This is a genomic window from Nonomuraea sp. NPDC004580 (assembly GCF_040609855.1).
GTDB classification, from domain to species: domain Bacteria; phylum Actinomycetota; class Actinomycetes; order Streptosporangiales; family Streptosporangiaceae; genus Nonomuraea; species Nonomuraea salmonea.
Genome location: NZ_JBEXLH010000077.1, coordinates 1 through 26995 on the forward strand (window position 1 = coordinate 1; position 26995 = coordinate 26995).

A 26995-nucleotide genomic window follows, 5' to 3' on the forward strand; every position below is an offset into this window, starting at 1 on the left:
CCTCGGCCTCGTCGAGGGCGGTGATGAGCCCCGCCACGACGCCGAACTTCTCCTTCTGCACCGCGGTCACCGCGAACACCACGTCGTCGGCGCTGGCCGACGTGCTCGGCATCTCCCTCGACCGGCTCGCCACCCGCTCCACTCCCGCGCCCACCGGCTAGCCCGGTCGCCGCCTGACTGGCGGCACTCCCGTGATCCCGCTCCCCGGTGGTACCGTGGAGCGGTACTCGGTGTCACCGAGTAGCGGAGGGCGGGGGTGACGTGGACAACCTCACGGAGATGCTGAAGGGCACGCTCGAAGGCTGCGTGCTGGAGATCATCGGTAGCGAGGAGACCTACGGCTACGCCATCACGCGCCGGCTGAACGACCTCGGCTTCACCGACGTCGTCGAGGGCACCGTCTACACCATCCTGCTGAGGCTGGAGAAGAACGGCCTGGTCCAGGTCACCAAACGGCCCTCAGGGGTGGGCCCGCCGCGCAAGTTCTACGCGCTCAACGACGCCGGCCGCCGCGAACTGGCCACGTTCTGGACGAAGTGGGAGTACATCACCACACGTCTCGACAAGCTCAGAGAGGGCCGCCGATGAGCTTCCGGCGGACCGTCACCGGCGGCGACCTCACCCGGCAACGGCTCACCCGCCCGCTGGGCAGCCCTCCGGTCAGGCGGGGCGGCGACCTCGCCGGCGGGTCCGGCGAAACGGCCGGCGCCGGGCTCCCGAGAGTCATGCGCCGAGGAGGCCGGGCAGGTCTTCAGGGACGCGGCGGGGTGAGTTTGGCGGCCACGGCGTCGAGCACCCACTCCAGGCCCGTGGTGAACACCGTCTCGGCGTCCACCTCCACCCCGTCGTGCACGAACCTGGCCAGCGCCGGGAAGCGGCCGGTGGCCAGCATGCGGCTGACGTAGGGGCCGCGGGCGCGCTGCCAGTCGCTCTCGGACAGGCCCGTGGCGCGCTCGGCCCGCAGGTTCGCGATCTCGCGGCGGATGGCGCCCGTGCAGTACGCGCTGAGCGTCTCCACCGCCCGCATGACGGTCGCCAGGTCGGCCAGCCCGGCGAGGGAGGCCAGCAGCACCTCGGTGACGGCCATCGCGTTGGGGCCCAGCGCGGGACGGCCGCCGAGCAGGTCGGCCAGCCACTCGTGGCGCAGCGCGGCCTGCCGGGTGCGGTGGGCGTGACCGGCGAGCGCCTCCCGCCAGTCGCGGGGCGGCTCGGCGGGCAGCAACTCGGCGTTGACCTCGTCCACCATGAGGTCGAACAGCTCTTCCTTGGTGGAGATGTAGCCGTACAGGCGCATCGGGCCGGCCTCCAGCCGGGCGGCCACCTTGCGCAGCGACACCGCCTCCAGCCCGCCCTCGTCCGCCAGCGCGATGGCGGTGGCGACGATGCGCTCGCGGTCGAGCGGGGCTGGGCGAGCAGGCCGTTCCGGCCGATCCCACACGGTCATGCCTGACATCGTATCGTTGCAATACACTGTATCGCAGATATACGGTGTATCGACATGAGGCACCGTATAGCAGTGGTGGGGGCCGGCCTCGGCGGACTCACCCTCGCCCGCGTCCTGCACCGCCACGGCCACCCCGTCACCGTCCTCGAACGCGACACCGCCCCCGACGCCCGCCCCCCGGGCGGCACCCTCGACCTGCACGAGAACCTCGGCCAGACCGCCATCGCCCAAGCAGGGCTGACCACCGAGTTCGAACGGCTCGCCCGCCCCGAAGGCCAGGCCATGCGCATCCTCGGCACCGACGGCACCGTCCTGCGTGACTGGCGGCCCCGCCCCGGCGAGCGCGCCAACCCCGAGATCGACCGCGGCCAGCTCCGCGACCTCCTGCGCGGCCCCCTGGACGTGCAGTGGGGCACGAACGTCACCGAGGTGGCGCCGGGCGCCCCCGGCGGCGTCCTGGTGCGCTCCGCCGACGGGAGCGCCCACACATACGACCTGGTCGTCGGCGCCGACGGCGCCTGGTCCCGCGTCCGAGGCGCCCTGTCACCCGCCACCCCCCGCTACACCGGCGTCACCCTGCTCGAAACCTCCCTCGACGACGTCGACACCGCCCACCCCGACCTCGCCCGCCTCATCGGCGACGGCGCTCTCGCCGTCTACGGCGTCAACCGCGCCGTCGTCGCCCAGCGCAACAGCGGTGGCCACGTCAAGGTGTACGCCCAGTTCCGCGCCCCCCTCGACTGGCACACCGACCCCGCTCGCCACCTGGGCCTCACCCGGCAGCCCGCCCTCGACCCCACCGACCCCGACGCCGTCAGGCCGCTGCTGGAAGCCCTGTTCGACGGCTGGGCCGCCCCCGTGCTCGACCTGCTGCGCCGCGGCACCACCTTCGCCCACCGCCCCATGCACGTCCTGCCGGTCGGCCACACCTGGGACCACGTGCCCGGCGTGACGCTCCTGGGTGACGCCGCCCACCTGATGCCGCCCCTCGGCGTGGGCGCCAACCTCGCCATGATCGAAGGCGCCGAACTCGCCCAAGCCCTCACCGAAGTACTCACCGAGGCCCGGGACGCGGAGGTGGACGCGGAAGTGGACGCGGCCGTGCGCGCGTTCGAGGAGCGCATGCAGGCCCGCGCCGCCACGTTCGCCGAGATGACGGCCGCCGGTCTGGACCGCCTGGTCGGCCCCGACCCCGCCACGGCCATCGCCCTCTTCGACGACCTCCAGCCCGCCTGACAGGGGGCAGCCGCGTCTCACGGCAAGTGGTCAGGATTCGGGGCGGTCGCGCAGCAAGGGGTGGGTGCGCATCGCGACCTCCAGCTCCCCGGGCAGGTCGTCGCGGTAGCGGCCCAGCGTGGACAGGTCGCCGTGGCCCAGGACCCGCCGCACGGCGTCCATGTCCACCGCGTCCGCCAGCAGATGGGTGGCCGTGGTGTGACGCAGCCCGTGCGGGGTGACCGAGCGGCGCTGGTCGGCCGGCACCCGCGCCTGCACCCGGTCGATCACCGCCTGCACGTCACCGCGCGCCAGCCGCCGCCCCCGCCACGACAGCAGCAGCGCCTTGTCGGCCCCCGCCGGCCGGCCCCGCTCCAGGTAGGTCTGCAGCACGGCCGCCACGTCGTCGGGCAGCGGCACGTCACGCGTACGGCCGCCCTTGCCGAAGATCCGCCAGTAGCGCACCCCGTCGTTGGTGTAGAAGTCCTCCACGTTCGCGCGTACGAGCTCCGACACCCGCGGCCCCACCGTCGCCAGCAGCAGCACGATCACCGCGTCGCGCAGCTCCGTACGCTGGTCACGGCGCCTGCCCTGCTCCGGCGCCGTCTCCGGCAGCGCCCGCGCGGCCCCGATCAGACCTTGCGCCTGCTCGCGGGTCAGCGCCCGCCGCTGCGGCGGCAGCCCGCCCCGCTCCCTGGCCGTCACGCTGGAGCGCGTCATCGGGTTGATCTGCACCCATCCCGCCAGCGCCGCGTGCTTGAACAGCGCCGAGATCGACCGGCGGAAACGCGCCTGCGACGACGGGGACTGCCCCGCCCCCTTCTCCCGCGCCACCCCCTTGCGGCCGTCCGGGCGGCGCGCGAAGGCCAGCAGGATCGCATCGACGTCCTCGCCCGTCAGATCGTCGAGCACCACGTCGGCGCCGGCCAGCTCCACCAGCGTGGCCACGTCACGGGCATAGACCTCGGCCGTGGACGGCGACAGCGCCCCCGTCAGCGTCCTGGCGCGCACCAGCTCCACGTAACGGTCCGCCGCCTCCGCCACCGTCAACCGGTCGAGCTCCGCAGGCCGCACCGGCCACTCCTCCCCGCACGTCACGACTCGAAGATCCACGCACGACGGTAGCGGGCGGCACCGACAAACGACACCCGCGGTCAGCACCGGCGATCAGCACCGCCCCCTGAAGGACGGCGGTGCCGGAGGCGGCCCGGGCGCGGCGGGCCGCCTCCGGCGGGGGCCGCCACGCGTCGAGTACGCGCTCACCCCGCTCGCCGCCGGCCTCAAAGGACTCAAAGGACTCAAAGGACTCAAAGGACTCAAAGGACTCAAAGGACGAGGTCAGATGTCGCGGAAGGTCTCGATCCGCGCGCCCAGGGCGTTCAGCCGCTCGGCCAGATCCTCATACCCCCGGTTGATCACGTACACGTTGCGCAGCACAGACGTGCCCTCGGCCGCCATCATCGCCAGCAGCACCACCACCGCGGGCCGCAACGCCGGCGGGCACATCATCTCCGCGCTGCGCCACCGCGTCGGCCCCTCCACCAGCACCCGGTGCGGGTCCAGCAGCTTCACCGACGCGCCCAGCCGGGTCAGCTCCGTCAGGTAGATCGCGCGGTTGTCGTACACCCAGTCGTGGATCAGCGTCGACCCCTGCGCCGAGGCGGCGATCGCCGCGAAGAACGGCACGTTGTCGATGTTCAGGCCGGGGAACGGCATCGGGTGGATCTTGTCGATGGGGGAGACCAGCTTCGACGGCCGCACCGTCAGGTCCACCAGCCGCGTACGGCCGTTGGCCGCCGCGTACTCGCCGCCCCGATCGTGATCGAGCCCCATCTCCTCCAGCACCGCGAGCTCGATCTCCAGGAACTCCACCGGCACCCGGCAGATCGTCAGCTCCGACGACGTCACCACCGCCGCCGCCAGCAGGCTCATCGCCTCCACCGGGTCCTCGGAAGGGGAGTAGTCGACGTCCCGCTCGATGTGCGGCACCCCGTGCACCGTCAGCGTCGTCGTGCCGATGCCCTCCACCCGCACGCCCAGTTGCTCCAGGAAGAAGCACAGGTCCTGCACCATGTAGTTGGACGAGGCGTTGCGGATCACCGTCACCCCGTCGTGGCGGGCGGCGGCCAGCAGCGCGTTCTCCGTCACCGTGTCGCCCCGCTCGGTCAGCACGATCGGCCGTGACGGCGCCACCCCGCGATCCACCCGCCCGTGGTAGAAACCACCCGTCGCGGTGATGTCAAGCCCGAAGTGCCTGAGCGCCGACATGTGCGGCTGCACCGTACGCGTGCCCAGGTCACAGCCGCCCGCGTACGGGATCTGGAACTGCTCCGTGCGGTGCATCAGCGGACCCAGGAACATGATCACGCTCCGGGTGCGGCGCGCCGCCTCGGTGTCCATCGCCTCCAGCTCCAGCCGGGACGGCGGCACGATCTCCAGGTCGCTGCCCTCGTTGATCCAGCGCGCCCGCACCCCGATCGAGGCCAGCACCTCCAGGATGCGGTACACCTCCTCGATCCGCGCCACCTTGCGCAGGATCGTCCGGCCGGAGTTGAGCAGCGACGCGCACAGCAGCGCCACGCACGCGTTCTTCGACGTCTTGACGTCGATGCTGCCCGACAACCGGCGGCCGCCCACCACGCGCAGATGCATCGGCCCGGCATAGCCGAGCGAGACGATCTCGCTGTCGAGCGCCTCGCCGATCCGGGCGATCATCTCAAGACTGATGTTCTGGTTTCCGCGCTCGATCCGGTTCACCGCGCTCTGACTCGTCGCCAGCGCATCCGCCAGCTGCAGTTGGGTCCAACCACGATGCTGGCGAGCGTCCCGGATCAGCCGGCCGATCCGCACAAGGTAATCATCTGCCACAACAGCGAACCATATCTCACATATGAGATGTAGTTGCGTCCGAGGGTGCCGACGCGCCGGACAACTCCCGAAGACGCGCCAGATGCTCCGGCGTCGCCTGCGCCTTCGCCTTGTGCACGAACGCCTGCCGCGCCTGCCGGAACCCGTTCTGATCGTCGAACATGTCCCGGCTCATCTCCGCCAGCTCCTCGGCCCGGTAGGCGTCCAGCGGCTTACGCCGCTCATCGGCCTCCCGCGCATGCCGCCTGCCCGCCAGGAACCGGTCATAACCCGGATCGGCCGACAACCGCTCGGCGTACTCCAGCACCCGCCGCTCGAAGTCCAGCCGCGAACCCGCCAGCGCCTTGTCGGCCAGCCCGAACTCCACCGCCTCCGCCGCGCCGATCGGCAACGCCTCCTGCGTCAGAGCCCGCGCCCGCTCCGCACCCACCCGGCGCGTCAGCGAGTACGTCCAGTACTCGCTGCCGAACAGCCCCATCGTGCGGTAATGCGGGTTCAGCACCACCGAGTCACGTACGATCACCCGGTCGGCGCCCAGCCCCATCATCACCCCGCCCGCACCGGCGTTGCCCCCGATCGAGGTCACCACCAGCTGGCTCGTGCAGCCCACGATCTCCCGGCACACCGCGTTGATGGCGTTGATGTTCATCCACGCCTCCAGCTCCGGCTGCCGCGCCGCCTCGATCACGTTCAGGTGGATGCCGTTGGAGAACACCTCACCGCCGCGCACCACCAGCACCCGCGTGTCCTGCGACACCGCGTACCGCAGCGCCGAGGCCAGCCGCCGGCACTGATCGGTCGACATCGCGCCGTTGTAGAAGTCGAAGCTCACCACGCCCACGCCCTCGCTGCGGTCGTAGGTGATCTCGCTGTAGCCCGACCGCTGCGGCGCCTCCGCCACCAGGTCGCCCAGCGCCAGCGTCGCCGGCAGCTTGATGCCGCCCTCCCGCTCGACCTTCACATGACCCACCCACAGCGTGCCGTCGCCGGTGTGCACCAGCACCGCGCCCTCCCGGCGCCCCGCCACCTGACCGGGCGTCCCCGCCAGCTCAGGACCCCGGTAGACGTCGAACACCCGCACCGGCAGGTCGCACAGAACCGCCCGCCCGCCGGGCGCGCCGTCGGCCGCGCGCACCCGCCGAAGGATGTCCTCGGTCGGCTCGCTCCAGGAGAACTCCCGGTCGGCGTGCCGCATCGCCCGCCGCAACCGGCCCCGCACCTCCGGCGAGCGGTAGTCCAGCGGCACCGGCACGAACGCCGGATCGGCCGCCTTGCCCGCCACCTCCGCCACCAGCTCGACCGCCGCGTCCGCGACCGGCCCGTTGTACAGCGCCGACTTACGCGGCGGCTCGGCCGGCATCGGGAACGTCCGGTACCCCCAGATGGGGCCGGCGTCCATCTCCTCCACCGCCTGCAGCGCCGTGACGCCCCACTCGGGCTCGGCGTCGGCGATCGCCCAGTCCAGCGAGGACGGGCCCCGGTCGCCGGGCGGCCCCGGGTGGATGATCACCGTACGGTGGGTGCGCCACAACGCGTCCGGCACCCGCTCCTTCAGGAACGGGCAGATGATCAGATCGGGCTTGTGCAGCTCGGCCGCCTCCGTCATCTGCTCCTGCGAGATGGCCAGCTCGACACCGACGTCATGCCCGGAACGGCGCAACTCGAGCCAGGCGCGCTGGGTCAGGCCGTTGAAGGAGGAACAGAGCAGCAAGATACGCAACGCGGGAACTTCTTTCCGAACAGGGGAGCAGTGGTCACCAGGGGAGGGACTACCAGGCGGACGGCGGATCGCCGCACGCGTCACCACCCTTTACGGCAGTCCCATATGACCCATACATGCACATGATGCTGACATGAAATGCCCACTGCTGGTGACCAATCACGGCAAAAAGCCACGTCCGCGGCCCCAGATTGACCCGCTTTGCCCCGTAAGATCCCGCCAGGTCACAGCCCCCCACCCCCACGAAAAAGGGGCGCCCGAGCGGGGGAGTAGCCCGAGCGCCCCCGGCGATGACAGCCCGCCCATGCGAGACACATCACCACACCCCCAGCATCCCGCCCCACCACCCCACCCCAGGTCACGCCCAGGACAGAATCCACCGCAGGCCCCTTGGCACAACCCCGCCCCACCACGATCCAAACCCGCCCGCCCACCCCGACTTCCCGCACCGCCAAAACCCCTTGAACCGACCTTCACCCCCACCACACCCACCCATCCGTCGTCACCCCGCATCCTGACCAGAGAAGGGGGGACACACCATGCACACCACCATCACCACCATGACCGCCACCCTCGCCCTCACCACCGCCTGCACAGCCGCCTGCACAGCCGGACCACCGCCCTACGACAGCGCCGCCCACCCACCACCCGCGGCCGCCCGCACCACCGACTGCGGACGAACCCCCAGCGGCCTCCACATCACCGCCGACCTCCCCACCCAGCCTGCCACCGCCTGCACCACCGCCCGCCACGTCGCCGACGCCTACCACCGCAACCGCCCCACCCCAGGCGACGACCTCCCCAACTTCACCGTCAACGTCGACGGCACCACCTGGGAATGCCGCCAGCTCGAGCGCCCCCGCCCCCACGGCCGCTGCCAACACCCCGCGGGCGGCGACGTCACCCTGACCTGACCGCTCAAGGACGTCCCCGCCCCACGGGCGCGGGGGAGCGGCCACCCCACCCCGGCCGCCCCACCCCGGCCGCCCGATCAGGCGATACCGCCCACCGGCTTGCCGTCGTGCAGACCCCCGACACACACCAGCCGCGTCGGGCTCGACGAACTCGGCATGATGATCCCGGCCCCGATCACACAGTCGACGATCGTGACCGTCCCCGCCCGGAGCACTTCAGCCGAAGCGGCCGACGCGACGCCCACCGGCAGCACGGCACCGAACGCGAGCACAGCGGCGACGACACTGACACGAGACATGATCCCGTCCAATCGCTATGAGCCACGACAAGTGACTCATAGTTACCGCACCCACCACACCCCGAAACCCTCTACCGTACGACTGGCAATGATCAAGTAAGGAGCCACATGCCCGACCACACCCTCAACCGCCGCACCCTCCTCACCCTCGGCACCACAACAGCCGCCGGCCTGTTAGGACTCGCCACCCCGGCCCGCGCCACCGCCCCCACCTGGGAGAACATCGTCGAGAAGACGTCATTCGACGACCAGGCCGGCTTCACCGCCAGCTGGCAGCACGGCTACCCCTGGGGCCAATACCACAACGGCGCCGCCACAATGCTCCCCGGCAAGGCCACCCTCTCCGGCGGCGTCCTCACCCTCACCGCCACCCGCCTCGCCACCAGCACCGAGAACAGCCCCTCGAACCCATACGCCCCCATCTGGTACCACTCCGGCGCCGTCCACGCCACCACCCCCATCCTCATCAACGACCAATTCCCCGAGTACGACATCGAAGGCGAATTCCGCACCCAGACCGGCCAAGGCATCTGGCCCGCCTTCTGGACCACCGGCATCTACCCCGACTGGCCCCCCGAGAGCGACATCCTCGAATACGTCGGCGACTCCACCAACCTCTTCAACACCTGGACCAAAGCCGCCGGCGAGAACGACCCCGCAGAACGCACCCCGCTACCCGTCGCCGACCCCGGCGCCTGGCACCGCTACCGCCTCTGGATGGAGAAGGACGGCGACGACGTCCTGCTCGACTACTACTTCGACGGCCGATGGCAGGCCACCCACCGCGGCGTCGGCTGGGCCGGCATCCCGCAATACCTCATCATCAACCTGCAGATGGGCTCCTGGGCCTCCGGCGTCGAACCCGGCGACCCCCAATGGCCCCAGCAACCCGGCCCCACCGGCGACACCACCTTCCAAGCCCGAAATGTCTGGTTCGGCCGCACTCGCAACTGGTGACCGTCCGTGACCTGAAGCGAGGGGAGCTCCTGGCCGCGAGCCCGCCGGGGTAGGGGAGCGCCCCTGTGATCAGCCGCGACCTGCTCGCGCTCCTGCATCGCCCCTGGCGCGCGGGCACCGCCTTCGCGCCGGCTTCTGCCAGGGGATCCCTTTGCCGCGTCCCTGTCGAGCGCCGCAAGGAGACGTCATCACGTGTCCCGCCATACGACGCTGAATCGGCATGAACGGGATGAAATGTGCTATACCCGACAGAACCCACATTCTGTCTGGTATCGGAATCGAGCATGAGAGCGGCCGGAAGCGGGGGCCGGGGGTCATAAACGGTTGACGAAGCGTGCGGCGGCGCGCTGGCTCATGCCGGTTTCGCCGCGTACGAGGAAGACGGCTTCCTGGATCTGGCCGGCCGCCTTCAGCTCTCGTGCTTGATCGACGAGGTCGATGCTGATCGTCGGCCGGTTGCGCGGGTTCCTGGTGAGCCGGACGGCGAAGATGATCAGCCAGATGGCTGCGGCGGTGATCACTGCGGTGATCGCGACGAGGCTCGGTGTGGTGATGGCGAGGGCGGGCATGTGCAGGCGTCTGCCCGGGTGTGCGGGCTTTATTCGCCGCGGCTGCTCGTTGCTTGATAATGAACATTATGTCAAGTAGACCGTTCCGGGGGCCTCTCCCGCGGGGGCCGTCAGAAGAACGTCACCGTACGTTCGCTCACCCGACGCCGGTGCATCCACCACAGCAGCGCCTGCGCGGCGAGCAGCAGCGGGACGATGGGCAGCGCCACCACGGCCAGCCTCTCGAGCGTGCCGGGATCGGCGACGTCCTGCGGCAGCGAGCCGGTCATGAGTCCCCCGGCGGTCAATGGCAGGGACGCGGCGGTGACCAGCGTGGCGGCGAACGTCAGCCCGTCGCGTCCCCTCCTGAGCGCGAGCCACGCCGCGGCGGCCGCGAGCGGCCCGGTGAGGCCGGGGATGAAGGTGGCGGGCGTGAGGGTGAGGCTGGTGAGCGGGGCGGCGCCGAGCAGGAGTGCCAGGAGCGTGATCGTGAGGGGTGCGGCGCGGGTGGCGGTGCGGCGGGCGTGTGCGCGTGACTCCCCCGTGGTCCTGAGGGTGAGGAAGGCGGTGCCGTGCAGGAAGAAGACGGTGACTACGGTGAGTGAGGTGAGCAGTGCGTAGGGGTTGAGTGGTGCTCCCCCGTTCTGTATGGCGTTGCCGAGCAGGAGGCCGGTCGATGCGGCGAAGGTGGTGGCGGCGGCGGCCATGGTGGTCTCCCATCGGGCTCGCCATCGGGGTCCGGGCCGGCGGGCGCGGAACCACATGGCGGCGTCGCGGACGAGCCATGCGGCGATCATGGTGACGATGACGGGATGAAGCCGGGCGAACAGGCGGGTTTCGGCTGCGGGGAAGGTGAGGGCGAGGACGCCGGCGAAGGCGATGAGCCAGACTTCGCCGGCGAGGAAGAACGGTCCGATGGCGGCGACGGCGCGGTTGCGGGCGGGTGGGTCGTGGCGCAGGAGGGGCAGGTAGGCGGCGGTGCCGATGCTGAAGCCGTCGAGTGCGAACCATCCGGTGATGAGCAGGCCGGTGAGCAGTGGCCAGAGGGTGTGCATCAGTGCTCCGCGGTGGTCGGGGGGCCTCCCGTGGTCTGCCCGCTCTCCCCCAGGGTTCGGCCGAGGATGACGGTGTCGGGGCCTTGGCGGGCGAGTTTGGCGATGAGGGTGTAGCCGGTGGCGGCGAGGGCGGCGTACAGGGTGGTGAAGATGATCAGTGAGGCGAGTGCGCTGCCGGTGGTGAGGTCGGAGACGGCTTGGCTGGTGGGCAGGACGTCGTAGATGGCCCAGGGTTGGCGGCCGATCTCGCGGACCGTCCAGCCGAGGATGACGGTGAGGAAGGGCAGCGGGATGGTCCAGACGCCGATGCCGAGCAGGAGGCGGTGTCGTTCGATGCGGCCTTTGCCGAGCAGGGCGATGGGGATGAGGGCGAACAGGACGTAGAGGTAGGCGACGGAGATCATGATGGTGACGGCGATGGTGATCCAGCCGGGTGCCATGTAGTCGCCGGGGCCGTGCTGGGCGATCATGCGGGCGGCGACGGCTTCGGCTCCATGGGTGCCGGGGATTTTGGTGGGTTGGTTGCGGACGATCCACAGGACGGAGGCGTCGCCGAAGCCGATGGTGAAGAAGGTGGCGATGTAGCCGACGGTGAGTCCGAGTCGCATGCCGGTGCGGTGGAAGCGGACGTCGGTGGTGCCGTGGCGGAAGTGCCAGGCGCTGATGCCGGCGATGAGGAATCCGGCGACCATGAGGGCGGCGGGCAGGATGTGTCCGAGGGCGATGAGGGCTGCGGGGTTGGTGAGCAGGGCGGCGAGGTCGGTGAGGCGGAGGGTGTCGCCGTGGGGGTGGTGGCCGACGGGGTTCTGGAGGAATCCGTTGGCGACGAGGATGAGGTAGGCGGAGGCGAGCGCGGCGAGGGTGACGATGTAGAAGGTGGTGAGGTGCAGGAGTTTGGGGAGGCGGCCCCAGCCGAAGATCCACAGTCCGAGGAAGGTGGATTCGATGAAGAAGGCGTAGAGGGTTTCGAGGGCGAGGGGTGCGCCGAAGAGTTGTCCTGCGTGGTGGGTGAGGCCGCTCCAGTTGAGGGCGAACTGGAATTCGAGGAGGAGGCCGGAGATGATGCCGAGGCCGTAGTTGACGAGGTAGATCTGGCCCCAGAATGTGGTGAGTCGTTCGTAGTGGGGGTCTGCGCCGATGGTGTGGCGGGTGTGGAGGTAGGCGATGAGGGGTGCCAGGCCGAGGGTGAGGGCGACGAAGAGGAAGTGGAGGCTGGTGGTGATGCCGAATTCGAGCCTGGCGAGGGTGAGGGTGTCCATTTAGGGGTGGCGGCGGAAGATGGCGTATTCGGCGAGGAGTCCGAGTGCTGCTCCTCCCCCGAAGGCGATGAGTTCGTCGATGCCGAGGCCGGTGGGGCGGTCGGTGAGGAGGGTGACGGCGAGGTTGCCGATGATGATGCCGGTGATGATGAGGGCGATGAGTCGCACGGTGGGTAGGGCGGAGTTCTTGGTCATGGGTGGTGGTCTCCCCGGTCGTGGTTGTGTAGGTAGGCTACACATGTGGTGGCGGCCGGTGGTCAGTCCCGAGGGGTGATCGTGTCTCGTTCTTGAGGGCGAGGGGCCTCGTCCTCAGGTAGGGGTCCGCTGGGTGAGGAGTTTGAGTGCGGCGCCGGGTGAGGAGGCGCACGGCGGTGATGATGAGCGGTGCGCCATTGCTGAGAATCACATGGAATTCTGGGTTTTTCTGAGGTGGCGCACATTGGTGGGGTTCGTTTACGTGAGGCGGGTGTTTATTGTGCGGTTGTGCGCAGTGGAAGTCAGGAAATAGCGGCTTTTGCCGGTTTATCGCAGGTGGGGCGGGTGTGCGGAGCTCGATGCATGCTGGTCGGCGGGGTGAGGTGCCTCTCCCCTGCCCGTGTGATGGATGTGCCGGGTGTGGAGATTTCTTAGCCGTGTCGAGGTGTGTGCGCAGGGTGATATAGGCGGGGTTGAGCGGGGGTTTGGGCGGCCTGGGCGGGCCGGCCGGGGCATTGACGGCGGCATTGACTTTGTGTTGATTGGGTGTCGCCCGCGGGGGGTGGCGTTTTAGGGTGGAGCTCCTGCTATTCGCGCCGCGAGAGGAGCAGCACGTGGGGACTGAGTCGGTGTTATGCCCGGTGTGCCGGGGGGTTCTGCCCGCTTCGGGGAAGGATGCGTACACGACGTTGCGCGGTCGGCTGATCGTGACGAACGGGTACTGCGCGGGTGGTTGCGCGGAGCGGCAGGCGGCCGAGCAGGAGCAGCGGCTCGCGCAGCAGCAGGCGCAGCCGGAGCCTCAGCCCCACCAGCAGGCGCAGCCGACGCGGCCGCAGCCTCGGGTGCAGGCGCAGCCACGGCGTGAGCCCTCCCCCGCGCCGGTGCCTGCTGGGCCGGTTCCTGCTGGGCGGGTGCCGTTGCGGGTGGTGCGCTGACCGGTCGGCGGCAGGCGGTCAGGTGTGGCCGTCGGTGGTGTGCCAGTAGTCGCGGGTGCGGATGGCGAGCCCGTCGGGGGTGAACCGGGCGAAGACGCAGCCCGCGAGGCTGACGGGGTGGCCGTCTTCGTGGGCGTGGACGCGGAACTCGATGGCGGCCTGGTCTCCGTCGACGATCGGGGTGGCGAAGGTGACGTGGGGGTCGGTCTCGCCGCTGAAGGACCAGGTGATGTAGTCGGCGATGGCCTTCTTGCCCTTGTGGGGCGGGCGGAAGGGCATGCTGAGGTGTTCGGCGTCGTCGTGGTAGAGGGCGATGATGGCGGCGGTGTCGTGGTGCGTCCAGCCGTGCTGCCAGGTGTCGGCGAAGCGCTGGGCGGCGGTCCTGGTGTCCATGGCGGGTCTCAGGGCGTGTAGGGGCGGGCGGCGGTGACGGCGGTCAGCGGCAGGGGCCCGTACAGGTGGGGGTAGCCGTTCTCGATGCGGACGTCGAGGCCGGTGGGGTCGATGTCGAGGATGAGCAGCGGCTCGGTGACGCCGGTGTAGAAGGTGTCGTGGACGGTGCGCAGCTGGGCGAGGTCGCGGCTGCAGTGGATGAAGCCTTCGTCGTCGAGGGTGCGGCCGAGGGTGGAGATGCGGTACTCCCCCGCGTTCTGGGCGTGCTGCCAGTCGGCGTGCAGGGCGAGGTGGTGGATCACGGGCCTCATTATGGCGTGCTCGATGGCGAGGGTGAGCAGGGTGCGGGCTTGGTCGAGGGGGCGGCGTTCGACGAGGTGCTCGAGCCAGAGGGTGGAGACGGTGGTGTAGAGCAGGCGCAGGCGGGGGTCGTCGGGCGGCAGGCGGAGGGTGTCGGCGAGGACGTGGAGGCAGCCGTCGCTCCAGCGGCGGGCGATGGCCTGCAGGGCGGGGTCGCGGCCGGCGTGGACGTAGAGCTCCCACAGGGCGAGCTGGCGGGTGTGGTCGGCGGCGGCGACCTGGTCGAGGAGGCGGTGCGGGCCGTGGCGGGTGATCCAGGTGCGGGTGGTGGCGAGTTCGCGGTCGACGAGCTGGGCGAAGGCTTCGGCGATGAGCTGGTCGCGTGAGGCGAAGTAGTAGGTGGTGGCGGCCAGGGGCAGGCCGGCATGATGGGCGACGGCGCGGTGGGTGACGGCGGCGAATCCGCCGTGGGTGAGCAGGTGGACGGCGGCGTCAAGGAGGGTGGCGCGGCGGCGTCTGCTGCGGTCTTGGGCGGGGCTGCGGTGTGGGGTCAATGGCCACCTGCGAGGTTGAGGACGACGACGCCGGCGATGATGAGGAGGATACCGCCGATCTTGAGGGCGGTGAGGGTCTCGCCCATGAAGGCGGCGCCGATGAGGGCGATGGCGGCGGTGCCGGCGCCGGACCAGACGGCGTAGGCGGTGCCCATGTCGAGGTGGAGTTTGAGTACGCGGGCGAGCAGGGCGAAGGAGGTGAGGTAGCCGGCGGCGACGACGATGCTCCAGCCGAGGTGGGACAGGCCGTTGGAGAGTTTGAGTGCGCTGGTGGCGAGGACTTCTGAGGCGATGGCGAGGGCGAGCAGGAGCCAGGCCATGGGGGTCTCCGGGAGTGAAGTGGTACGGGCGTACCGAATTTTAGGGCTTTTCTCCCCCGGGGCCCCGCGTTGGCGGGAACTGCTTGAAAACGCTGTCGAAAACGTGTTCCACTGGGTGGCGTGGGTTGGGACGTGCTGGCGTTGGTCGATGACGAGGCTGCCGATGATCGGCCGCTGATCGAGCGGCGTGCGGTGGTGCGTGGCGGTTTTTACGAGATGCAGGCCCGTACGGTGATCGAGCGGGTGCCGTCGGCGGCGGGCATCGTCCAGGAGTGGGCCGTCTCCCCCTATCGCGGGTGTGCTCATGCGTGCCGGGGGTGCGGTGCGCGGGCGGGGCATCGGCGGCTGGGGCTGGGTGCGGGGGCTGATTTCGACGAGCGGATCGTGGTGCGGCCGAACGTGGTGGAGCGGTTGCGGGCGGAGCTTGCGCGGTGGGACGGCCGGGAGCTGGCGGTGGGGGTGGGTGGTGACTGCTATCAGGCGGCGGAGGAGACGTACCGGCTGATGCCGGGGGTGATCGGGGCGCTGGCGGCGTCGGGGACGCCGTTCACGGTTTACACCAAGAGCGCGCTGGTGCTGCGGGATGCGGCGTTGCTGGCGCGGGCGGGTGCGCGGGTGGCGGTGTCGATCGCGTTCGTGGACGAGCGGATCCGGCGGGCGGTGGAGCCGGGCGCGCCGACGGCGCAGGCGCGGCTGGAGCTGGTGTCGGCGCTGGTGGAGGCGGGGGTGGAGTGCCGGGTGCTGATGGCTCCTGTGCTGCCGTTGCTGAGTGACGCGGCCGATCAGCTGGGGGCGACGGTGCGGCGGATCGCGGCGACGGGGGCGCGGGTGGTGGAGCCGGTGGTGTTGCGGCTGCCGGTGGGGACGCGGGAGTGGTATCTGGAGTGGCTGGGGCGGGCGCATCCGGCGCTGGCGGAGCGGTATGAGGAGTTGTACGACCGGGCGGGGTCGCCGTCGGAGAACTACGAGCGGCGTATCACGGGGCAGATCGCGCAGCTGTGCCGGGTGTACGGGATGGAATGTGGTGCTCCTGAGCCGGTGCGGCGTGAGCCGAAGGCGGCTCAGCTGGCGCTGGTGTAGGGCTGCTGGTGAAACCCTTTCCCGAATCATTCAGCAAGCCCGGCGTCGGGGTGGCCCGGCGGGGGAAGAGGAGATCATCTCAGGCGGCGTGGCGGGACGGGGCTTCGTGTCGCCGTGTGCACGCCATGTAGCGGCTCTCCTTTCAATGCCGTCCGCGCGGCGATATTCGTTGGTTTCGTTCGGAAGAAATATAGGGCCGATTGTTCGAAAATTGAGTTTTGCCGCTGGTGGGGGGACGATTTCGGCGGCCGTCGCTAGCGTGGAAATTGTTCATAGCGCCGTCGCGGCGACATTCGTACATCCGTGAACGACGCTTCGACTGTTCCAGGCCGGACCTGGAACTCTTCCCTCCATCAGGAGCAACCAATGGTGAAACGACTTCTCATCGCCATGGCCGTGGCCTCGTCCGCCCTGGTGATCAGCAGCCCCGTCACCGCTCAAGCGGCCACCGGCACCGACGCGGCCTGCACCGCCGCCGAGCAGAGCGCCGCACCGGGAAACGCCGCGGCCAGGTGCCGCTGGAAGACCGTCTACGGCGACTGGTGTAAGCAGTGCTACAAGCACGGCAAGTGGAGGACCGAGTACTGCAACGAAGAGGACGACGACGACGAGTAAATGCGGCTGGGCGCTCGACCGGCGCCCGCGCATCCGGCGCTCCGCGAGGATTCTCCTCGCGGAGCATCCGGCGCTGTCCTGCTGAGGCGCGCCCCTCTTTGTGCGTGCTACGACTCTTCGGTCAGGCCCAGGTACATCACTGCCTGGCTGGCGGGGTTGAACGCGATCGAGGTGACGCGGTCGTGGGAGTTGTGGGTGGTGGTGACGCGGTCGCGCCGGCCGTCGTAGCGGTAGATGTCGGTGCCGAGGTTGGACCAGCCGGTCCCCCGAGGTGAAGTAGAGCACGGCGGGGTCGGTGGGGTGGGCGGCCAGCGGCGGGCCGTTGGTGATGGTGATGTCGGCGTTCTGATCCACGACGGGGGCGAAGCGGTGGCCGCCGTCGAGTGAGCGGTAGATGTGGCGGCCGTCTGAGGGGGCGTGCGCGTCCTTCTCGGCGAGGTCGAGGCCCATGGCGTAGACGACGCTACCTGCATCGCCTGCTGGGCCGAGGTCTTCGGCTCCTGGCCGGCGCCGGCGGGCACGGCCTGCTCCAGGCCGACCTCGGCGGCCTTCCTGGCCTCCGGCATGATGCCGAGCAGGCAGTGGAGAACTTCACGAACTCCCCAGGCGGCGCGCTTGTCGGCGTCGCTGTGGCCGACGGCGTCGATCCCCAGGGAGGCGCCGCCGATGACGGTGCCGCCGGCTTGGGGAATGGCGCGGTCTTGAGCTCGAACTTGCCTCGTGCGGCCTGGGTGTCGCCGCCGAGGGCGGAGGTCGACTCCAGGTGCAGGGCGACGGCGCCGGTCTTGAAGGCGTCGCGTTGTCCTGGGCGGTGAGCTGCTCGACGAACCAGCCGTACGGGGCGGCGTTGAAGCCGTACTGCTTGACGGTGAGCTTCTTGGCCCATTCGCCCGGGAGCGCACCGCGTGCAGGCCGATCCCGGCGCGGCCGGATCGGCTGATCACGGGCGTGGGTAGGAGAGCATAGCCACGGCGACCATCGAGAAAAGGGGGACGGCACGTCATGAAGGCCATCATCTACCGCGAGACCGGCGACGCCGGTGTTCTGCAGCTCGTCGAGCGTGACCTGCCCGAGCCTGGCCCTGGCCAGGTGCGGGTGCGCGTCGCCGTGTCGGGGGTGAACCCGACGGACTGGAAGACCCGTTCGGGCGCCACCAACCCGCAGGGCGTGCCCGAGGTCATCCCGCATCTCGACGGTGCGGGGGTGATCGACGCGGTCGGCGAGGGGGTCGATCGGGGGCGGGTGGGTGAGCGGGTCTGGCTGTTCATGGCCACGCAGGGCGGATCCACCGGCACCGCCGCCGAGTACGCGCTCCTGGACGCCGGTCAGGCGGTCGCGCTGCCGGAGAAGGCGGGGTTCGACGTCGGGGCGAGCCTCGGGGTTCCGGCGCTGACCGCGCACCGGGCGCTCACGGTGGCCGAGGACGGGCCGGGGCGGCTGGGGCCCGGCGCGCTGGAGGGCAAGGTGGTGCTGGCCGCGGGCGGGGCGGGCGCGGTCGGGCACGCGGTCATCCAGCTCGCCCGGTGGGCCGGCGCGACGGTGATCACCACGATCTCCGGTCCGGAGAAGGCGCGGCTGGCCGCGGCCGCGGGCGCGCACCATGTCATCAACTACCGGCTGGGGGATCCGGCGGCGCAGATCCGGGAGCTCGCGCCGGACGGCGTCGACATCGTCGCCGAGGTGGCGCTGGGCGCGAACCTGGCCCTGGATCTGGCGGTGCTGCGTACCCGCGGGGTGATCGCGACCTACGCCAACGACGGCGGCAAGCCGGTCTCGCTGGACGTGCGGCAGAACATGACGCTGAACACCCGTTTCCAGTTCCTGGTGCTCTACACGGTCGGCGACGACGCGCTGCGCGCGGGCGCCGAGGACGTCGCGGCCGCCGTCGCCGACGGCGCGCTGCCGGTGGGTGAGGAGCACGGGCTGCCGCTGGTGCGTTTTCCGCTGGAGCGCACCGCCGACGCGCACCGCGCGGTGGAGGGCGGCGCGGTCGGCAAGGTGCTGGTGGAGGTCAGCCCGTGATGCGGCGCTCAAGGAGCATGCCGGGCCACTCCCCCACGGTGAAGGGGGCGACGCGGGTGAAGCCGCAGCTTTCGTAGAAGGCGACCAGGCGGCCGTCGTCGCCGGCGTAGCAGTCGACCCGCAGCAGCCCGAGGCCGCGTTCGCGGGCCTGCTCGGCGGCCCAGTCGAGCAGGGCGCGGCCGATGCCGTGGCCGGCGTGGCGGCGGTCGGTGACCAGGGCCTGGACGTACAGTTCGGGCTCGGTCGCGGGGGTGACGTAGGCGTGGGCGGGGCCGATGGAGATGGTGCCGGCGGGCCTGCCGTCGTGCTCGGCGATGTGCATGCCGCCGCCGCGCTGCCAGGAGGCGACCTGCTCGGTGCGGCGCTCGTCGCCGGTGAAGGGGCGGCTGCCCCACTGGCCGGTGCGGCCCTGGGCGGTCAGCCAGGCCACGGCGCCGTCGAACATGGCGAGCGTGACGGGCACGTCGCCGGGCCCGGCGGGACGGACGCGGATCACTTCTTCTTGACCGTCTTCAAGGCGCTGCCCTTCTTCCACTGGGAGAACGACATCTGCCAGTAGCCCCAGCCGTTGTTCCACTCCAGTTCGCGGTTGGTGCCGGTGATCTCCACGACGTCGCCGCGCTGCATGTGGTCGTAGAACCATTTGGCCTGGTCGGGGCGGGCGTTGATGCAGCCGTGGCTGACGTTGGTGCGGCCTTGGGCCCAGACGTTGTCCTTGGCGTGGACGTACTCGCCGGAGTTGGAGATCCGCACCGCGTGGTTGATCATCACGTCGTAGTACTCGGGGTCGTCCTTCTCGCGGCCGGGCGAGATCATGCGGACGGGGTTTCCGCGTTCCATGGTCAGGTGCACGCCCGAGGTGGTGGTGTATTCGCGGGTGTTGCCCTTGCCTGCGCTGATGCGCATGGTCTGGACCCGCTTGCCGTCCTTGTAGACGTACATCATGTGCTTGGCGACGTCGACCTTGCTGATCTGCTTGGCGCCGATCTTGAGGTTGGCGGTGTAGTCCTTGACGCCGTAGAGGCCCTTGCCGCCCTTGATGCCGGTGATGTCGGCGTTGAAGGTGACCTTCTGGTGGGCGGGCCAGTATTTCGCGGTGCGGTAGATGACGACCTTGTCGTTGATCCACCGCCAGGCGCCCTGGACGGGCTTTTCCGCCTCGACCTCCAGGGCCCGCTCGATGGTGGCCTTGTTGGTGACGGGCTGGTTGAACGTCACGATGATGGGGGCGCCGACGCCGAGCGTCTCGCCCTTGGCGTTGGGGGTGACGTCGGCGACCTGCAGCGCGCGCTCGGGCTTGGCGGTGGTGAAGGTGCTGGTCGCGGTGGTGGCGCCGGCGGTGGCCGAGACGTTGTAGCGGGTGGACGGCTTGAGCGGCGTCTTGGAGATCCAGCGGGTCTTGTCGCCGTTGAACGTGCCGGTGACCTGCTCGCCGTCGGCCTCGACCGTGACGTTTTCCAGCGCGCCGCCCGCGGCGGAGACGACGACCTTCTTGTCCGGGTGGACCTTGCTGGTGCCCTCGGCGGGCTTGATCGCGACCGTGGGCGCCTGCGGGGTGGCGACGATGGTGGCGTCGGGCGCGTCGGGCGGAGGGCTCGCGGGACCGCCTGAGCAGGATGCCGTCAGGGCGGCCGCTGCCAGCAGCGCGAATGCGGTGGCGGGTCTCCTCGGGCCGGTCTGCGCGTTCAAGTTCTTCCTCTCGCCAACGGCGCCGCAAAGGGCACTTCAAAAACCTTAATGCTCCTGCCTGTAAGACGCCGAATCGTTTGGGAGAGTTCGATCACATTTCAATTACTCGTGCGGGCCAGGCGGTGGGTCAGGCCGGTGTGGCGGCGTCCGGCGCCCTTGGTGCGTACGGCCTGGGCCAGCGCCCGGCGCGAGCCGACGATGACGACGAGCTTCTTGGCGCGGGTGATCGCGGTGTAGAGGAGGTTGCGCTGCAGCATCATCCAGGCGCTGGTGGCCAGCGGGACCACCACGGCCGGATATTCGCTGCCCTGGGAGCGGTGGATGGACACCGCGTAGGCGTGGGCCAGCTCGTCGAGCTCGTCGAAGGCGTAGTCGACCGGCTCGTCCTCGTCGGTCAGGACGGTGAGCTTGTGCTCGTCGGGGCGGATGTCGGTGACGATGCCGACCGTGCCGTTGAACACCCCTGCCGAGCCCTTGTCGTAGTTGTTGCGCAGCTGGGTGACCTTGTCGCCGACGCGGAAGACGCGCCCGCCGTAGCGGCGCTCTGGCATGCCGTCGCGGGCGGGGGTCAGCGCCTCCTGCAGGGCGGTGTTGAGCGCGCCGGCGCCGGCGGCGCCGCGGTGCATGGGGGCCAGGACCTGCACGTCGCGGCGGGGGTCGAGGCGGAAGCGGCGCGGGATGCGGCGGGCGACGACGTCGACGGTGAGCGCGGCGATCTCCTCCGGCTCCTCGCAGGGGAACAGGAAGAAGTCCTTCATGCCCTCCAGGACGGGGTGGCGGCCGGTGTTGACGCGGTGGGCGTTGACGACGACGCCGGACTCCTGGGCCTGGCGGAAGATCTGCGTCAGCCGGACCCGGGGGATGTCGGGGGCGGCCAGCAGGTCTTTGAGCACCTCGCCCGCGCCGACCGAGGGGAGCTGGTCGACGTCGCCGACGAACAGCAGGTGCGCGCCGGGCGCGACGGCTTTGACGAGCTTGTTGGCCAGCAGCAGGTCCAGCATGGACGCCTCGTCCACGACGATCAGGTCCGCGTCGAGCGGGTTGTCGCGGTCGAAGGTGGCCTCGCCGCCGGGGCGCAGCTGCAGCAGGCGGTGGACGGTGGTGGCCTCGTGGCCGGTCAGCTCGGCCAGGCGTTTGGCGGCGCGCCCGGTGGGGGCGGCCAGGATGACCTTGGCGCGGCGGGCGCGGGCCAGCAGCACGATCGAGCGTACGGTGAAGCTCTTGCCGCAGCCGGGGCCGCCGGTCAGGACGGCGACCTTGTGGGTGAGCGCCAGGCGGACGGCCTGGCGCTGCTCGGCGGCCAGGTCGGCGCCGGTCTGGCCGTGCAGCCAGCGCTCGGCGCGCTCCCAGTCGACGTCGGCGAAGCTCTTGAGCCGGTCGTGGCCGTTGTGCAGCAGGGTGAGCAGGCCGCCGGCCAGGGAGGTCTCGGCGCGGTGGAAGGGCGGCAGGTAGACGGCCGGTACGTGGTTGTCGCCGGCCGGCACCTCCTCGCGGACGACGCCCTCCTCGGCGACCAGAGTCTCCAGGCAGGTGGCGACGAGGTCGGGCGGCACGTCGAGGATCTTGACGGCGTCGGCGACCAGGTTGGGGGCGGGCAGGTAGCAGTGGCCGTCGTCGGCGGCCTGCGACAGGGTGTAGCGCAGCCCGGCCTTGACGCGTTCTGGGCTGTCGTGGGGGATGCCGACGGCCTGGGCGATGGTGTCGGCGGTCTTGAAGCCGATGCCCCACACGTCGTCGGCCAGCTTGTACGGCTGGGTGCGCACGACGTTGATGGAGCCTTCGCCGTACTGCTTGAAGATGCGCACCGCGATGGAGGTGGACACGCCGACGCCCTGCAGGAAGATCATCACCTCTTTGATGATCTTCTGTTCCTCCCAGGCGGCGGCGATCATCTTGGTGCGCTTGGGGCCGAGCCCCGGCACCTCGACCAGGCGTTCGGGCTGCTGCTCGATGACGTCGAGCGTGTCGGTGCCGAAGTGGTCGACGATGCGCTCGGCCATCTTGGGCCCGATGCCCTTGATCAGCCCGGAGCCGAGGTAGCGGCGGATGCCCTGCACGGTGGCCGGCAGCACGGTGGTGTAGGACCACACCTCGAACTGGCGGCCGTAACGGGGATGGGAGGTCCAGCGGCCGTGCAGCCGCAGCGACTCCCCCACCTGCGCGCCGAGCAGCGGCCCGACCACGGTGAGCAGGTCGGCCCCGGTGCGGTCGGTGGCGACGCGCGCGATCGTGTAGCCGGTCTCCTCGTTGGCGTAGGTGATGCGCTCAAGGACCGCATCGAGCGATGAAACGAGTGACCCATCCGCGCCCGGCTCCACGCAAACCCCTCTCCTGCCTGTCTCCGTGGCAAGAGTAGAGCGCACGCCCGACCGCCGCGATACCAGCGGATCGGCCGGCACGTGAGGCATCTCACGGACTGCCTATTCGCACCCTCGTGCGACAGTGGATCTATGACGACCCGCGCCGAAGCTTCTGCGGCCGCCGGGCGAGTCCTAGCGGAAGCGCGGCCCCGCTGAGGGGCTCTCTCTCCTGAGGAGGCGGCCCGCACCGCCTACGTCCCGGGAGGCCGCTCCGTCGAGTACCTGGCGGCCATTATCCGGTAGCAGCGCCGCCGGGCTCGCATGCGCCAGCAAGCCTACCTGAACTGATCTCGCTAGCAATCGCGCACGCCAGATAGGGCGGCATCTCATTCGCGCAAATCTATAACGCAAAGGAGGGTTCTGTTGCCCCAGGCATGGCGAACCCCCGGCACTTCTGTCATAGGCCGGGGTTTCGCCTTTTAACACGCCTGATGAGACTACGGCTCGGCGGGCGTGTTAACAATCTCCTGGATCCTCTGGAACCGCAGGCCGGCGATCTTGCTGATCATGGCCCGCGTTACCAGGCTCTTCTTGTCCGCCGCAGGCACTCCTTCGGGCGAGGCCGCAGCCGGGCGGATCGCGTTATGCCACGCTGCGGTCGTCTCGGCCATCGCGCGGTCGTACGCCTCCTGAGCGGCCCGGCGGGCGGCCTCGTACCGCTCGGTCGCTTCGCCGCAGGGCGCGTCTCACCGCGGCCTGCGACATCACCGGCAACGGGCCGCAGGACTTCGTCCGGACGGCGTTGAACGTCTGGCTGCACAAGAACAAGATCCGCTTCAGCGCCCGCCAGGACCAGCCGCCCGGGCGGACATAGCGCCAGCCCCGGACTGAGGCGATGTCGGTTGCGGCCAAGGCGTGGTTGATGTGGCAGCTTGCCGTCAAGGCCAGCACGCGGGTCGTGGACCACTTGGTGTGCCCGGCAGTCCGCTGGCAGCGCACTCCTGCAGGAACGCCGCAGCCAACCTCTCCCGGCCGGTTTTCCCGGATGCCAGAACGGCCAGCCGTTCAGCTTGGCTTGGCTTCATCGACTCTATAGAAAAGCCCTTTCGGGCATGCACAGGTTCGCGGGGTGACTAAAGAGGAATTCGGGGTAGGTACGATGCAGAAAGATCGAGCCCTGGAACCGATTCAGAAACTGCCCGGTTCGTTGTTCGGAGGTAGCCATGCCAGAGCGTCTGCTTTTCTATAGGTCGGGCAATGGTTCTGCCGCTACTGCCACGATGAGCGCAAATGCTCTGCATATATCGGTGGATCATACGCCCGATACACTCCCCCGCGACTGGCAGATCATGGCGGGGTCGCCCAAAGATTCAACGGTGATGTTCTACAACCGGGGATCGCGCAGCGCAGAGGTGGGTCACCTGGAGTCGCAGGACTTCCAGGCGCCAGGAGTCTCCGGCGTCGTGTACGTCACCGACAAACGGTTCCCATCTGGCAGCTTCAGCGAATGGTCACACATCATGTGGCGTCTCGACAAGAAGCCGCTTTTCTACGAATCCCTGTCAGGTGCAGGGGCGTTGGGCTTTGACCCGCCGAAGAAGATCTACCCGCCTGGAAGTTTCAGCACAGGTTGGACGCATGTGCTATTCGCGTGGTGGACGGCGAACGATTTCTTCTACAACGCGGGGAATGGAGCAGCCGCCGTCGAGTTCGACCCGCCCCAAAGGGTTTACCCGCCTGGTAGTTTTAGCGGTGGCTGGACATCCATTGCAGCAGGCCCGCAATCCAACAACCAAGACACACTGCTCTTCTACAACGCGAACGCCAGGTCCGGTGCACTCGCACGGCTCGGTTTCAACGGTGATGTCAGCACCATTCGCTCCTGGGGGCGGGACTCCTTCAGCTTCTGGACCCATGTAGTCGGCACCTCAACCGGCTGGCTCTTCTATGACCACGACTCTGGACGAGCAGAAGTCGCCGCCCTCAACAACGACAACCTCGTCGGCACGCCCGTTAACCTCTCTCCCGGATTTACTCACATCTCGCGCGTCGGCAGACCTTGACGCGCGACTGCTGTACCGCCCCGGACCCAGGCCGCTTGTCACGTTGGGGTGGCCCGAGGGTCCGCGCCAGCCCCCCCGGCCCGCCGTGACTGGGTGCGGCGCCGGAGGTTCGACGGCACCGGACCCAGCGTCTTGCCGGCGTGAGCACCCCCGTCCGAAAGGCTGCCTGTCCATCGGGCGGGGGGCGATCAGTGGGCGGCCACGCCCGCCAGCAGTTCCGCGTCGTGGTCGCCGGGCGGCAGATCCTCGGGCCGCAGGTCCTCCAGGGCGGCGAGCAACTGCGTCGCGAGCGTGAACTCCAGCCGCCGGAAGTCGTCGAACGACAGGATCACCTTCTCTTGCTTGAGCGCTACCGGGCCTCGCCCGGCGGCGCGGTACAGGTTGCCGAGCACGCCGTACGGCTGCACGGCGGCCGCGGTGTAGGCGGGCGCGTCATGCGGCAGCCTTCGGGCACAGCTGTCTCGCCACCCGGATGCATGACCGGCAGGTTGGAGGCGAGTTCACTTACGGCTCTCCCGCCTCGGTGAGCCAGGCCGGCCGTGCCATGACCCACCACAGGCGGTGTGACTCCGGGTCCCGCGTCGTCCGCCCGCACGCCTGGCACGACCTCTGACGCATGCAGCGGCGCTGACGCGGCGTGTTCACCATGTCGAAGATCGGGTCGCCGCCACGGCCGAGCCTTTGCCGGTGTCACAGGACACCCCACATCCAGTCCTGCTCGATGGAGTCGGTGAAGCCAGTCGTACCCCTTCGGTGGTCCCCCGTTCGGGGACGGCCGCCAGGTCATACGGCACGGCCTCGCCCTCGTAGGCGATGACATGGGGAACCGGCAAGCGCGGCATCCGCGCCCGCGGGCGAAAGGCAGCGGGCGGCATGCTCACTGCTCTTTCGGTTCTGCGGCGGACTCCAGCACGGCAGCACCGGCTTCGGCGCGCTCCAGCTCTCGTCAATGGGTAGTGATCTTCCGGTCTTGGCTCGGGCAGGTGGACCCGCTTTGGCGCTGAAGCGCTTAGGCTCTATGAGGGGCCGCAGTGATTCCGGACAGCCGTCTTATGGGGCGTAGCCTATGCGGCTGTTTGGGTGGAGAGGGACTCGTTGAGTACCTCCAGGGGTGTTCGGTAGCCGAGCGCCGAGTGCAGGCGCCGGTAATTGTAGAACCCTTCGATGTAGCGGATGACCTGCCGTCTTGCCTTGGCCCGGGTGGTGAAGACAAAGCGGTGCAGCCACTCGTTCTTGAGCGCGGAGAAGAATGATTCGTTCATCGCGTTGTCCCAGCAGACGCCGGTGCGGCCGACCGATCGGCGGATGTGCAGGCTGGTCAGGAAGCGGCCGAACTCCTCGGAGGTGTAGTTCGAGCCGCGGTCGGCGTGGAACACCGCATTGGGCTGGAGCAGGCCGGTGCCGGTGGCCATCCGGATCGCGTCTTTGATCAGCTCGGTGCGGTAGTGATCGGCCATCGCCCAGCCCGGCACCGCCTTGCTGTGACAGTCGATCATCGTGGCCAGGTAGAGGAAGCCCTCCCAGGTGCGGATATAGGTGATGTCGCCGACCAGCTTGACGCCCGGACGGGCGGCGGTGAAGTCCCGGCCGACCAGGTCGGGGATGCCGCGGAAGTCGCCGGCGACGGTGGTGGCCGGCCGGAACGCCCGCACCTGGGCCGGGATGAGGCCCTGTTCGCGCATCAGGGCACGGACCAGCTCGGCCGAGCAGTGCACGCCACGGCGGGTCAGGGCGGCGTGCACGCGCCGGTAGCCGTAGGTCTCGTGCGAGCCGGTGAAGATCTCGGCGACCAGCGCGCTCAGCAGCGTGCGGCGTTGCGCGGTGGCCGAGGCCGGCCGCTCGCGCCACTCGTAGTAGCCCGAGCGGGACACGCCCAGCCAGGCGCACATCTTCACAATGGAGTGACGGGCCTTCTCCGCGTCGATGAGCTCGTACATGGCGAGCGTCATCGAGTCTCGGACGCGAAGAAGGCGGCCGCTTTTTTCAGGAAGATCAACTTCTCGCGCAGCTCGGCGTTCTCCCGCTCCAGCTCCCGAATCCTGGCCCGTTCCGGACCGGAAAGCGGCCGCTGCTGCTCCTCCTGCGCGCTCACGATCCGATGCCGGTTGACCCAGCTGCCCAGCGTGCTGGCGTTGAGGTCGAACTCCCGCGCCACCGACGCGACCGTCCGATCGCCCTCCAGCACCATGCGGACGGCTTCTTCCTTGAACTCCGGCGAGAACTGCCTGCGACGCCTCGTCACGTACCTAC

The 26995-nt window shown here is 69.7% G+C and carries 28 protein-coding genes; 9 read left to right on the plus strand and 19 right to left on the minus strand.

Features of this window, described 5'->3' with window-relative positions:
• Positions 1–261 precede the first annotated feature (261 nt).
• Positions 262–588, plus strand: coding sequence for a PadR family transcriptional regulator (locus ABZW11_RS41225; protein WP_355430223.1), 327 nt, complete (start codon positions 262–264; stop codon positions 586–588).
• A gap of 163 nt (positions 589–751) precedes the next feature.
• Here ABZW11_RS41225 and ABZW11_RS41230 read toward each other — a convergent pair whose 3' ends face one another.
• Complete coding sequence (locus ABZW11_RS41230; protein WP_355430226.1) at positions 752–1444, minus strand: TetR/AcrR family transcriptional regulator C-terminal domain-containing protein; 693 nt, start codon at positions 1442–1444, stop codon at positions 752–754.
• A gap of 54 nt (positions 1445–1498) precedes the next feature.
• Here ABZW11_RS41230 and ABZW11_RS41235 point away from each other — a divergent pair, with 54 nt between their 5' ends.
• Positions 1499–2680: an NAD(P)/FAD-dependent oxidoreductase gene (locus ABZW11_RS41235; RefSeq protein WP_355430229.1), complete on the plus strand. Its 1182-nt coding sequence runs from the start codon at positions 1499–1501 to the stop codon at positions 2678–2680.
• Positions 2681–2710: 30 nt separating this feature from the next.
• Here ABZW11_RS41235 and ABZW11_RS41240 read toward each other — a convergent pair whose 3' ends face one another.
• The 3 genes from ABZW11_RS41240 to ABZW11_RS41250 form a co-directional block, all read right to left on the minus strand.
• Complete coding sequence (locus tag ABZW11_RS41240; protein WP_355430232.1) at positions 2711–3733, minus strand: tyrosine-type recombinase/integrase; 1023 nt, start codon at positions 3731–3733, stop codon at positions 2711–2713.
• 264 nt (positions 3734–3997) lie between these two features.
• On the minus strand, positions 3998–5527 hold the full coding sequence (locus ABZW11_RS41245; RefSeq protein WP_355430235.1) for a UDP-N-acetylglucosamine 1-carboxyvinyltransferase: 1530 nt from the start codon (positions 5525–5527) through the stop codon (positions 3998–4000).
• A 16-nt stretch (positions 5528–5543) separates the two neighbouring features.
• Positions 5544–7247 carry an enoyl-CoA hydratase-related protein gene (locus tag ABZW11_RS41250; RefSeq protein ID WP_355430238.1) on the minus strand — a complete coding sequence of 568 codons (1704 nt, stop codon included), beginning with the start codon at positions 7245–7247 and terminating at the stop codon, positions 5544–5546.
• 539 nt (positions 7248–7786) lie between these two features.
• On the opposite strand from ABZW11_RS41250, the gene ABZW11_RS41255 reads away from it, so the two are divergent.
• On the plus strand, positions 7787–8161 hold the full coding sequence (locus ABZW11_RS41255; RefSeq protein WP_355430240.1) for a hypothetical protein: 375 nt from the start codon (positions 7787–7789) through the stop codon (positions 8159–8161).
• A gap of 77 nt (positions 8162–8238) precedes the next feature.
• On the opposite strand, the gene ABZW11_RS41260 is transcribed toward ABZW11_RS41255, so the two are convergent.
• Positions 8239–8433: a hypothetical protein gene (locus tag ABZW11_RS41260; protein ID WP_355430243.1), complete on the minus strand. Its 195-nt coding sequence runs from the start codon at positions 8431–8433 to the stop codon at positions 8239–8241.
• A gap of 135 nt (positions 8434–8568) precedes the next feature.
• Here ABZW11_RS41260 and ABZW11_RS41265 point away from each other — a divergent pair, with 135 nt between their 5' ends.
• Entirely contained in the window at positions 8569–9417 is an 849-nt protein-coding gene (locus ABZW11_RS41265; protein ID WP_355430245.1) for a family 16 glycosylhydrolase, read from the plus strand.
• Between the two features lie 314 nt (positions 9418–9731).
• Here the strand turns inward: ABZW11_RS41265 and ABZW11_RS41270 are convergent, their stop codons facing one another.
• From ABZW11_RS41270 to ABZW11_RS41285, 4 genes are all read right to left on the minus strand, one after another.
• Positions 9732–9986: a hypothetical protein gene (locus ABZW11_RS41270; protein WP_355430247.1), complete on the minus strand. Its 255-nt coding sequence runs from the start codon at positions 9984–9986 to the stop codon at positions 9732–9734.
• 110 nt (positions 9987–10096) lie between these two features.
• Positions 10097–11020 carry a cytochrome d ubiquinol oxidase subunit II gene (locus tag ABZW11_RS41275; RefSeq protein WP_355430250.1) on the minus strand — a complete coding sequence of 308 codons (924 nt, stop codon included), beginning with the start codon at positions 11018–11020 and terminating at the stop codon, positions 10097–10099.
• Entirely contained in the window at positions 11020–12279 is a 1260-nt protein-coding gene (locus ABZW11_RS41280; protein WP_355430253.1) for a cytochrome ubiquinol oxidase subunit I, read from the minus strand. Before ABZW11_RS41280 ends, ABZW11_RS41275 begins: the two co-directional genes overlap by 1 nt.
• Complete coding sequence (locus tag ABZW11_RS41285; RefSeq protein WP_355430256.1) at positions 12280–12474, minus strand: hypothetical protein; 195 nt, start codon at positions 12472–12474, stop codon at positions 12280–12282.
• A gap of 689 nt (positions 12475–13163) precedes the next feature.
• Here ABZW11_RS41285 and ABZW11_RS41290 point away from each other — a divergent pair.
• Complete coding sequence (locus tag ABZW11_RS41290) at positions 13164–13409, plus strand: hypothetical protein (protein WP_355430259.1); 246 nt, start codon at positions 13164–13166, stop codon at positions 13407–13409.
• 18 nt (positions 13410–13427) lie between these two features.
• Here the strand turns inward: ABZW11_RS41290 and ABZW11_RS41295 are convergent, their stop codons facing one another.
• Genes ABZW11_RS41295 through ABZW11_RS41305 form a run of 3 tightly spaced genes read right to left on the minus strand, consistent with a single transcriptional unit; the run spans position 13428 to position 14976 of the window.
• Positions 13428–13802, minus strand: coding sequence for a nuclear transport factor 2 family protein (locus ABZW11_RS41295; RefSeq protein WP_355430261.1), 375 nt, complete (start codon positions 13800–13802; stop codon positions 13428–13430).
• 8 nt (positions 13803–13810) lie between these two features.
• Positions 13811–14656 carry a DUF952 domain-containing protein gene (locus tag ABZW11_RS41300; RefSeq protein WP_355430263.1) on the minus strand — a complete coding sequence of 282 codons (846 nt, stop codon included), beginning with the start codon at positions 14654–14656 and terminating at the stop codon, positions 13811–13813.
• Positions 14653–14976, minus strand: a complete 324-nt coding sequence (locus tag ABZW11_RS41305) for a multidrug efflux SMR transporter (protein ID WP_355430266.1) — start codon at positions 14974–14976, stop codon at positions 14653–14655. Before ABZW11_RS41305 ends, ABZW11_RS41300 begins: the two co-directional genes overlap by 4 nt.
• 120 nt (positions 14977–15096) lie before the next feature.
• Between ABZW11_RS41305 and ABZW11_RS41310 the strand changes: the two genes are divergently transcribed.
• Positions 15097–16056: a radical SAM protein gene (locus ABZW11_RS41310; RefSeq protein ID WP_355430268.1), complete on the plus strand. Its 960-nt coding sequence runs from the start codon at positions 15097–15099 to the stop codon at positions 16054–16056.
• A 366-nt stretch (positions 16057–16422) separates the two neighbouring features.
• Complete coding sequence (locus ABZW11_RS41315) at positions 16423–16671, plus strand: hypothetical protein (protein WP_355430271.1); 249 nt, start codon at positions 16423–16425, stop codon at positions 16669–16671.
• A gap of 107 nt (positions 16672–16778) precedes the next feature.
• Here the strand turns inward: ABZW11_RS41315 and ABZW11_RS41320 are convergent, their stop codons facing one another.
• A complete protein-coding gene (locus ABZW11_RS41320; RefSeq protein ID WP_355430274.1) occupies positions 16779–17237 on the minus strand; it encodes a hypothetical protein in 459 nt (152 codons plus the stop codon).
• A gap of 436 nt (positions 17238–17673) precedes the next feature.
• Here ABZW11_RS41320 and ABZW11_RS41325 point away from each other — a divergent pair, with 436 nt between their 5' ends.
• Positions 17674–18693 carry an NADPH:quinone reductase gene (locus ABZW11_RS41325; RefSeq protein WP_355430277.1) on the plus strand — a complete coding sequence of 340 codons (1020 nt, stop codon included), beginning with the start codon at positions 17674–17676 and terminating at the stop codon, positions 18691–18693.
• On the opposite strand, the gene ABZW11_RS41330 is transcribed toward ABZW11_RS41325, so the two are convergent.
• From ABZW11_RS41330 to ABZW11_RS41345, 4 genes are all read right to left on the minus strand, one after another.
• Positions 18683–19189, minus strand: coding sequence for a GNAT family N-acetyltransferase (locus tag ABZW11_RS41330; RefSeq protein WP_355430279.1), 507 nt, complete (start codon positions 19187–19189; stop codon positions 18683–18685). The genes ABZW11_RS41325 and ABZW11_RS41330 overlap by 11 nt on opposite strands.
• Positions 19186–20382 (minus strand): Ig-like domain-containing protein, encoded by a 1197-nt coding sequence (locus ABZW11_RS41335; protein WP_355430282.1) that lies wholly within the window; start codon positions 20380–20382, stop codon positions 19186–19188. The genes ABZW11_RS41330 and ABZW11_RS41335 overlap by 4 nt, the downstream gene beginning before the upstream one ends.
• Before the next feature lie 98 nt (positions 20383–20480).
• Positions 20481–22700 carry an ATP-dependent RecD-like DNA helicase gene (locus tag ABZW11_RS41340; RefSeq protein WP_355430285.1) on the minus strand — a complete coding sequence of 740 codons (2220 nt, stop codon included), beginning with the start codon at positions 22698–22700 and terminating at the stop codon, positions 20481–20483.
• Positions 22701–23179: 479 nt separating this feature from the next.
• On the minus strand, positions 23180–23353 hold the full coding sequence (locus tag ABZW11_RS41345; protein ID WP_355430288.1) for a hypothetical protein: 174 nt from the start codon (positions 23351–23353) through the stop codon (positions 23180–23182).
• A gap of 552 nt (positions 23354–23905) precedes the next feature.
• Between ABZW11_RS41345 and ABZW11_RS41350 the strand changes: the two genes are divergently transcribed.
• On the plus strand, positions 23906–24745 hold the full coding sequence (locus tag ABZW11_RS41350; RefSeq protein ID WP_355430291.1) for a hypothetical protein: 840 nt from the start codon (positions 23906–23908) through the stop codon (positions 24743–24745).
• Between the two features lie 188 nt (positions 24746–24933).
• Here the strand turns inward: ABZW11_RS41350 and ABZW11_RS41355 are convergent, their stop codons facing one another.
• Positions 24934–25152, minus strand: a complete 219-nt coding sequence (locus tag ABZW11_RS41355; protein ID WP_355430294.1) for a hypothetical protein — start codon at positions 25150–25152, stop codon at positions 24934–24936.
• A 657-nt stretch (positions 25153–25809) separates the two neighbouring features.
• Positions 25810–26987, minus strand: a protein-coding gene (locus ABZW11_RS41360) for an IS3 family transposase (RefSeq protein ID WP_355430297.1) whose coding sequence is annotated in 2 segments (ribosomal slippage) — positions 25810–26723 and positions 26723–26987 — 1179 coding nt in all. Because the reading frame shifts where the segments join, the coding sequence is not laid out codon by codon here.
• Positions 26988–26995 lie beyond the last annotated feature (8 nt).

What these genes read in the sequence shown, in the direction of transcription:
- ABZW11_RS41230 (WP_355430226.1), bottom strand. Translation starts at nt 1,444, where the DNA reads ATGACCGTGTGGGATCGGCCGGAACGGCCTGCTCGCCCAGCCCCGCTC.
- ABZW11_RS41235 (WP_355430229.1), top strand. Translation starts at nt 1,499, where the DNA reads ATGAGGCACCGTATAGCAGTGGTGGGGGCCGGCCTCGGCGGACTCACC.
- ABZW11_RS41255 (WP_355430240.1), top strand. Translation starts at nt 7,787, where the DNA reads ATGCACACCACCATCACCACCATGACCGCCACCCTCGCCCTCACCACC.
- ABZW11_RS41265 (WP_355430245.1), top strand. Translation starts at nt 8,569, where the DNA reads ATGCCCGACCACACCCTCAACCGCCGCACCCTCCTCACCCTCGGCACC.
- ABZW11_RS41270 (WP_355430247.1), bottom strand. Translation starts at nt 9,986, where the DNA reads ATGCCCGCCCTCGCCATCACCACACCGAGCCTCGTCGCGATCACCGCA.
- ABZW11_RS41275 (WP_355430250.1), bottom strand. Translation starts at nt 11,020, where the DNA reads ATGCACACCCTCTGGCCACTGCTCACCGGCCTGCTCATCACCGGATGG.
- ABZW11_RS41280 (WP_355430253.1), bottom strand. Translation starts at nt 12,279, where the DNA reads ATGGACACCCTCACCCTCGCCAGGCTCGAATTCGGCATCACCACCAGC.
- ABZW11_RS41285 (WP_355430256.1), bottom strand. Translation starts at nt 12,474, where the DNA reads ATGACCAAGAACTCCGCCCTACCCACCGTGCGACTCATCGCCCTCATC.
- ABZW11_RS41295 (WP_355430261.1), bottom strand. Translation starts at nt 13,802, where the DNA reads ATGGACACCAGGACCGCCGCCCAGCGCTTCGCCGACACCTGGCAGCAC.
- ABZW11_RS41305 (WP_355430266.1), bottom strand. Translation starts at nt 14,976, where the DNA reads ATGGCCTGGCTCCTGCTCGCCCTCGCCATCGCCTCAGAAGTCCTCGCC.
- ABZW11_RS41315 (WP_355430271.1), top strand. Translation starts at nt 16,423, where the DNA reads ATGGTGAAACGACTTCTCATCGCCATGGCCGTGGCCTCGTCCGCCCTG.
- ABZW11_RS41320 (WP_355430274.1), bottom strand. Translation starts at nt 17,237, where the DNA reads ATGCCGGAGGCCAGGAAGGCCGCCGAGGTCGGCCTGGAGCAGGCCGTG.
- ABZW11_RS41325 (WP_355430277.1), top strand. Translation starts at nt 17,674, where the DNA reads ATGAAGGCCATCATCTACCGCGAGACCGGCGACGCCGGTGTTCTGCAG.
- ABZW11_RS41345 (WP_355430288.1), bottom strand. Translation starts at nt 23,353, where the DNA reads ATGGCCGAGACGACCGCAGCGTGGCATAACGCGATCCGCCCGGCTGCG.
- ABZW11_RS41350 (WP_355430291.1), top strand. Translation starts at nt 23,906, where the DNA reads ATGCCAGAGCGTCTGCTTTTCTATAGGTCGGGCAATGGTTCTGCCGCT.